At 47.9% G+C, this 7,521-nt stretch carries 6 protein-coding genes; 3 read left to right on the top strand and 3 right to left on the bottom strand.

The window, feature by feature from the left end:
• Together HKN79_01835 and HKN79_01830 are read left to right on the top strand one after the other, a co-directional pair.
• Positions 1-174, top strand: a 174-nt coding sequence (locus HKN79_01835; GenBank protein NNC82291.1) for a hypothetical protein, incomplete at its 5' end; no start/stop codon positions are given.
• 100 nt (positions 175-274) lie between these two features.
• Positions 275-1,348 (top strand): hypothetical protein, encoded by a 1,074-nt coding sequence (locus tag HKN79_01830; GenBank protein ID NNC82290.1) that lies wholly within the window; start codon positions 275-277, stop codon positions 1,346-1,348.
• On the opposite strand, the gene HKN79_01825 is transcribed toward HKN79_01830, so the two are convergent.
• Entirely contained in the window at positions 1,338-2,150 is an 813-nt protein-coding gene (locus HKN79_01825) for a hypothetical protein (GenBank protein ID NNC82289.1), read from the bottom strand. The two genes, HKN79_01830 and HKN79_01825, sit on opposite strands and share 11 nt — an antisense overlap.
• 107 nt (positions 2,151-2,257) lie before the next feature.
• On the bottom strand, positions 2,258-3,712 hold the full coding sequence (locus tag HKN79_01820) for an MBOAT family protein (GenBank protein ID NNC82288.1): 1,455 nt from the start codon (positions 3,710-3,712) through the stop codon (positions 2,258-2,260).
• Positions 3,713-3,818: 106 nt separating this feature from the next.
• On the opposite strand from HKN79_01820, the gene HKN79_01815 reads away from it, so the two are divergent.
• On the top strand, positions 3,819-6,875 hold the full coding sequence (locus tag HKN79_01815) for a serine hydrolase (GenBank protein ID NNC82287.1): 3,057 nt from the start codon (positions 3,819-3,821) through the stop codon (positions 6,873-6,875).
• A gap of 99 nt (positions 6,876-6,974) precedes the next feature.
• On the opposite strand, the gene HKN79_01810 is transcribed toward HKN79_01815, so the two are convergent.
• Complete coding sequence (locus HKN79_01810; protein NNC82286.1) at positions 6,975-7,367, bottom strand: hypothetical protein; 393 nt, start codon at positions 7,365-7,367, stop codon at positions 6,975-6,977.
• Between the last annotated feature and the right edge of the window lie 154 nt (positions 7,368-7,521).

Below are 7,521 nucleotides of genomic sequence, written 5' to 3'. Positions count from 1 at the left end.
GGATTGGATGCCAAGGCACGGGTCAATGTCAATAATGTCTTTGATACCCAGTACATAGCAGAGGCCACGGATAGGATCCGTACGGATGAGAGCTATGATGAATTGCTGGATAATACGCGGGGATGGTTCGGTTTCGGTAGGACTTGGAATACCTCGCTAAAACTTTACTTCTGATCGACTTTAAGAGGTGAAACGTAGAAAGGCCGCTCTGTCAGAGCGGCCTTTTTTCATTGAGATGTAAGCGAAATGACCATCTTTGGCGTCCGCTGCTATTATGACTACCCGTCTCCCCACACTCCTTATCTTCCTTACATGCTCCTTACTGCATTTGGCACAATCCTATCAGCAGATAGAATCAGCCGAGTATGATGCTGGCCAAGACCGTTGGTTGGTTTCCAATGGCTCGAGCATCATCGCGCAAAATGCGCAAGGCGAATTGAGCTTCTTCGGAGATGGAAGTGCATCCCATGGTATGGAGGTGATGAATGGGGTCCTATATGCCATCAGCGGTGATCTCATCAAGGGATATGACCTCATCGATGGGACCGAGGTGTTCAGCCTGGATGTGCCTGGAGCAGGATTTCTGAATGGAATGGGAAGTGACCCCAATACGTCCCGTCTCTGGATCAGTGATTTTGCCAATGACCGCATTTATGAGCTCGATGTGACCGACCATGACAACCCCGTTCTAGACCCAATCATAACCGATACACAATCTACTCCTAATGGTGTGGTCTATGACCCCCTAAATGATCGCGTGATATTTGTGAATTGGGGAAGCAATGCGCCCATAAAGAGTATCGATCTATCCTCAGGTATGATGACCACTATCATTTCAAGTGGTCTGGGGAATTGCGATGGGATCGACATCGATGCCGAAGGGAATTTCTACGTGTCCTCATGGTCTCCGACCCGCATTACGAAGTTCAGCAGTGACTTTACAGAAAGTGAGATCATCTCAGCTCCAGGGCTTTCCAACCCCGCTGATATCAGCTATGGGGCAGAGATCCATACTCTAGGTGTCGCCAATAGCGGAAATGAGACTTTGACATTGATCGAATTCGAGGCGAGTTCTCTAGCCGAGAGGGAAGAGGCTACGGCCATACAGTTGTTTCCTAATCCGGTGAGTTCTGCCTCCCGCATCCGATTCGAGGTCTTGCCCAATGAGCGATGCGATATCCAAGTGGTCGATGGTCAGGGGAGGGTCATCGAAGATCTTCTTCTAGCCGAGGACCAAGTAGGTGCGCACACCTTGCTTTTGAATGGATTGGATTGGGACGCGGGACACTATTATCTTCTCCTATCCTCTGAGATGCGTCAGATTGTTACGCCATTCGTTATTCACTGAAGTCAGCTCTACGTATAAAATCATCGATGATCTTACTTACCGAAGTTGAACTAGCACTGTATAAATGATTTCCATCAATGTACCTGAAAGTGTCCGGTAGCAGGGTCATATCTAGATATGGAAGTTGCTGGTTTTCAACCAGTCTCTGAATCTTTTGCTCGAATTTTGGCATGTACTGACTTTCCAACCTTTTCATAGCCGAAGGAACAGGAAGACGTACTATATAGACCTGGCCTTTATTGCTCAGCGTATCGACCAATTTCTCAAATTCTGAGAATCTAAGATCACTTGGGGCATAGTAAGTCGAGTTGCGCTCATACACTTTCATTTTTCGAACAGTTCGATCGTAAACTGAGATACTGTCCATCGGGATATCGATCTCAAGCCAACCGTCTTCATGAAGAGTGTGATGTGACGGGTGATTTCTGATCTTTCTTAGAATCAATCTACCCCATCCTTTGGGATAGTACTTGAGTAAGTACTCATAATTGGGACAGCAGGACTTACATCCCACGTTGGCTAAACGGGTCTTGGAATCCTTGAATAGACTTTCATCCTCAGGATCTTCAGCGAGCCCACTGATACTCCAAGGGTCAATGGTGAGAACAAACTTTCCTTCTCCCTCACTGAGCTTTATTTTCTGCTCGATTGCTTCTCTATACATCTGTCCATACGGTGAGTGAAGTAAAGTGAAAGAGAAATTGTAGAACGCACCAGAAGCCATGAATTCCGGTCGTACTCCTTGTGCAGCTCTACTGGTTCCAAGTATCAAGTGCTCTTGTTGCGGGGATGTGAATCTCAAGTAGAACGCGTCTGTCTGACCATCAGCAAAAAAACCTGCTAGAAGGTGAGCAATGGCCAATCCTACCAAGTAAAACGATGTTTTCAAATAGAATGAGGTCAAAACGATCAGAACTGAAAATAAATGAATGTCTGTTTATCAAAGGAGCCGAATACGAAAATCAACAAGAGGACCACTACATACATAGATCTACGAGTAATCGCTTTGAATCTAGCTACTTCGAGTCCATGTTCCTGACGCCTATTCAGCCATTCAAATCCAAACATGAATGCGATACACGCAAATAATGTGGACGTTGGAATAAAATAAAGAAAGCTGACAATTTGATGGTAGGAAGCAGGGAACTCTGTAAAAATACGCTCCAAAAAGACTAAGGCCTCATGTACGGATTCTGCTCTGAAGAAGACCCAGGCCAAATTGGTCAAGGTGAAAGTGACGAAGACTCCACGCAGTTCTCTCCAACTTGGGATAATTCCTGATGAAGCGATATCATCCAGATTGGTGCGGTTCCGGTCAGAAAGCAATAGAGGTAGGAAGAAGATCGCATTCAATGCTCCCCAAACGATGAAGGTCCAATTGGCCCCATGCCAGAAGCCGCTGACAATGAAGATGATCATGGTATTGCGCACCTTCATCCATCGCCCACCTCTGGATCCACCTAGAGGAATGTAGAGGTAATCCCTGAACCAAGTAGAAAGTGAGATATGCCACCTTCTCCAGAATTCTGCGATATCCCTAGAGAAATAAGGGAAGGCGAAGTTGCGCATAAGATCGAATCCGAATAGACGTGCACAACCGATAGCGATATCACTATATCCTGAGAAATCACAATAGATCTGGAAGGTGAAAAGAAGGGCTGCGATAGCCAACATATACGGTTCTGCACTTCCGATATCAGCATACACCTCATTCACGATGATGGCGCAATTATCTGCGATGACCACTTTCTTGAAGAACCCCCATAGCATCTGTCGCATGCCATCCTCGGCCCGCCTTCTGTCAAAGGTGCGAGGGGTTTGGAATTGAGGCAATAGGTTGGACGCACGCTCGATCGGCCCGGCAACAAGCTGGGGGAAGAAACTCACAAAGGCCAAGAAGGAGAGGGGGTCATTCGTTGGCTGAAGACGCCCCCGATAGATGTCCAAGGTATAGGAGAGAGTTTGAAAAGTGTAAAAGCTGATCCCTACCGGTAGGATGATGTCCAGACCGCGCATTTCCAAGGGTTGACCGAATAGGGTGAAGGCCTGGGCCAGGTTGTCCAAGAAGAAGTTATAGTACTTGAAGAACCCCAAAAATCCAAGATTGACGCATAGGCTCAGGATCAAGAGTGCTTTGCGCTTCGGTCTGTGTTCTGTGCGGGCCATGCGCAGTCCGAGGGTATAGTCCAGAAGCGAACTGAATAGGATAAGCGATAAGAATCTCCAATCCCACCAACCGTAGAAGACATAACTCGCTACAAGCAGCCAAGCATTCTGGCTTCGAACACGCGAACTACCTATCATCCAATACACTGCGAAGACCAGTGGTAGGAAGACTGCGAATTCTATGGAATTGAAAAGCAAAGGAATCCTCTTGGTGACATGCAAGTATAGCTCAACAGCTCGTTGTGTATAATGACCTCGACCGTTTTGGTCGAGAATTTGTTCTAGACCTAGATTAGAAGGTTATATGCGAGCGCTAACAACATATCTCATTGCCGGTGTTTTTCTGCTGTCGGGAATCACAGCAGCATCACAGGCCAATCTCCTGAAGCGCTACGCAGACCCCCCTTTCATCCAGGCCGACTCTGATTGGGTGGATGAGACCCTCGCCCAAATGAGCCTCGAAGAGCGCATCGGTCAGCTGTTCATGGTGGCGGCTTATTCCGCAAAAGGTGCAGACCATGTTGCTGAATTGGAGGCTTTGATCACCGAGCAACACATCGGAGGATTGATCTTCTTCAAAGGGGGTCCTGCACGTCAGGTCCACTTGACCAATCATCTGCAAAGCATTTCTCAGGTGCCCCTGCTTATAGGAATGGATGCCGAGTGGGGTCTTGCCATGCGGCTGGACAGTACCATACACTATCCCTATCAGATGACCCTCGGTGCCATACGCAACGATACCATCATCTATCAGATGGGTAAGGTCATCGGAAGGCAATTGGACCGCATAGGAGTACACGTCAATTTCGCTCCGGTGGTCGATGTCAATAACAACCCGGATAACCCGGTGATCAACTACCGATCTTTTGGAGAACAACCGGTGAATGTCGCCCGCAAGGGAAATGCCTATATGCAAGGGCTACAAGCGGTGGGTGTCATGGCCAATGCCAAACACTTTCCCGGGCATGGCGATACCGATACGGATTCACATCATGCATTACCTATCGTATCGCATGACAGAGCACGGCTGGATAGTTTGGAACTCTTTCCCTTCCGTCAATTGGCCAATCGAGGCCTATCCAGTATGATGGTGGCCCACCTCTACATGCCACAGATCGATTCTACCCCACACCTCGCCACTACGCTTTCTCCCAAAGTGGTCGATGAACTCTTGCGTGAAGACTTGGGTTTCAAGGGCCTTGTTTTTACAGATGCCTTGAACATGAAAGGAGTGGCCAAGTACTGGAAACCCGGTGAAGTGGACCTCAAGGCCCTAGTAGCCGGCAACGATGTGCTTCTATTCCCTGAGGATGTACCTCGAGCTGTGGAAATGATCCAACAGGCGATCGCAGATGGAGTTGTGGATAGTGCGGTGATCGATCAGCGGTGCAGACGAATTCTGCAAGCCAAGGCATGGTGTGGTCTGAACGAATGGCAAGAGATAGAGAGCGATGACCTGTACGAGTCACTGAATTCTGCTGCTGACAGACGACTGAATGAGATCCTCTATGAGCGAGCCTTGACCTTGGTGAAGAACGAGAAGAATATCCTGCCAGTGAGTCCAGCCGATAGGGATAGCATTGCCTATCTATCCATAGGTGCAGAGCTGAATAATGCCTTTCATCTCAAGCTCAAAGAGCGCGGAATTCAGAAAGCTTACAGCATCTCCCATGCACCATCAGCAGATCGTAGGAATCGGATCATCCAAGGGCTCTACGGAGTCAAGAAGGTCATCATCTCGATAGACGGAATGGGAAGAAGCCCCAAGGATAACTTCGGGCTTTCCCGTTCAGAATTGCGCTTCATCGAGCAGATCGCGGGTCAACATGAAACAGCAGTAGTGTTACTTGGCAACCCCTACAGTCTGGCAGATATCACCAGTATGCAGGGTATTGAAGCTATCCTGGTGGCTTATGAAGGAAATCCGATCACTCGGGTGAAGTCGGCAGAGGCAGTGTTGGGTCGGCTGGATATCACCGGCAGGCTTCCGGTCTCCATAGGTGATCACTTCTCTGCAGGGACCGGACTGATCTATCACTCCCATAGATTGAAGCGTGCCTTACCAGAAGAACTCGGACTCAATGAAGGTCAGTTCCATGCCATAGACAGCATAGCCATGGACGGTGTAGAGAAAGGGGCTTACCCTGGATGCGTGGTGATGGTGGCCAAGAACGGCAAGGTCATCTACGAACGGGCCTTTGGATCACATACCTACGAGAATAAACGCCCTACTGAATTGGATGATATCTATGACATTGCTTCCATTACCAAGATCGCATCTACTGGGGCAGCACTTATCCGCTTGGTAGAGGAAGGCAAGGTGGATATCGATGGTACATTGGGTGACCATTTGCCCAATATTCCGGACACCTCCGTCTATCATGACCTTTATCTGAGAGAGGTCCTGACCCACCAGGCCGGCCTGGTCCCTTGGATCCCCTTCTACACGACCACACTGAAGAACGGCAAGGTCGACCCCGAGCTCTACCAGCAGAAGCGGTCACGTACCTATGATATCGAAGTGGCCAATAATCTATACATGCATAGGGGTCAGTCCGATACCATTCTCACACGTATCCTCGATACTCGATTGCGGAAAGAGAAGAATTACAAATACAGTGATCTGGGCTACTATTTCATGAAGGCCATAATCGAGGAAAAGGCCGATATGAGTTTGGATGAATACGTACAGCAGGAGTTCTATGGCCCGATGGACCTGAACTCGATGGGCTATCTACCGCTCAAACGATTCGACAAGGACCATATAGTCCCTACAGAATACGATCTCTATTACCGCATGCAGTTGCTTCAAGGCCACGTGCACGATATGGGTGCGGCCATGCAAGGAGGTGTGGGTGGCCATGCGGGACTATTCAGCAATGCAGAGGACCTTGCAGCCATGATGCAGATGTTCCTCAATGGAGGGACTTACGGAGGTCAGCGGCTGCTGAATGATAGCTTGATCAACGAATTCACTCGCTGTCAGTATTGCACCGGGGACAGAGAAGAGAACCGAAGAGGAATTGTCTTCGATAAACCCAATAGACATGGAGATGAAGGGCCTACTTGCGATTGCGTGAGCTTTGAGAGCTTTGGGCACAGTGGATTCACCGGTACGCTCTCTTGGGCGGATCCAGAGGAGGACATGGTCTACATTTTCCTATCCAACCGTGTCTATCCCTATATGAAGAATAAGAAGTTGATCACCATGAATATTCGGACCAAGATCATGGAGGTCATCTATGAAGCTTTCGCTCAGCAGGAGACCTCCTACTTAGGAGAGCCCATGGACCTGGGTATGGTGGAGGAGCAAGAAAATGAGCTGAAAAAAAAGCCGACCCTTAGTGAAGGCCGGCCTTAAGAGTCAATATCTATTATTCCTCTTAGTACCAGAGATTTATAGTAAACAAAGAGATGGCGATCGTGATGATGGCAATAAAGGTCTTGGTGCTCAATAACTTCATGATGATAGTGGTTTGTAGTTGTGAATCAATAAGCTGAAGAAAGCCCCACATATGTACCAAATAAGGTCCAGTGGGTCATATGTTCCCTGCAATATATTTATTTTTTGAGCAAATTCGTTTGCAAGAGGAATAGTGATAGCTATGCCAAGCATGAAGACAGCCTCCCTATTCCATTGACCATCATAGATGATCAACATGGCGGATGCGAAACTATATGACCAGATGCCATCCGGAAGATGATTATAGATCCATGCTGGAGAGTTCCAATCAACATGTCCTTTACTTCCAGTCCATTTCTCAATAAGTCGGTTGAAGAACATATCCCTATCAGTGAAATAGTAAAAGATCAATACCCCGATGATAAGGGGAAGAAGCACGTGGATGAACACGCGCAGCATATCAGCTCGGCTGACTTTCATGTCTTGAAGGTAGTACTAAGGCGCTCTTCTTTGAACCTAGTCACTAGGGGCACCCTCATATATAGAATTCATCCATTAAAACTTATCCCGCTTAGAAAGATGATGACCAGGATAGTGGCGAGTA

The organism is Flavobacteriales bacterium (assembly GCA_013001705.1).
Classification (GTDB): Bacteria; Bacteroidota; Bacteroidia; order Flavobacteriales_D; family JABDKJ01; genus JABDLZ01.
The sequence above is the reverse complement of the archived record's forward strand: the minus strand, read 5'-3'. Positions and strand labels throughout refer to the sequence as shown.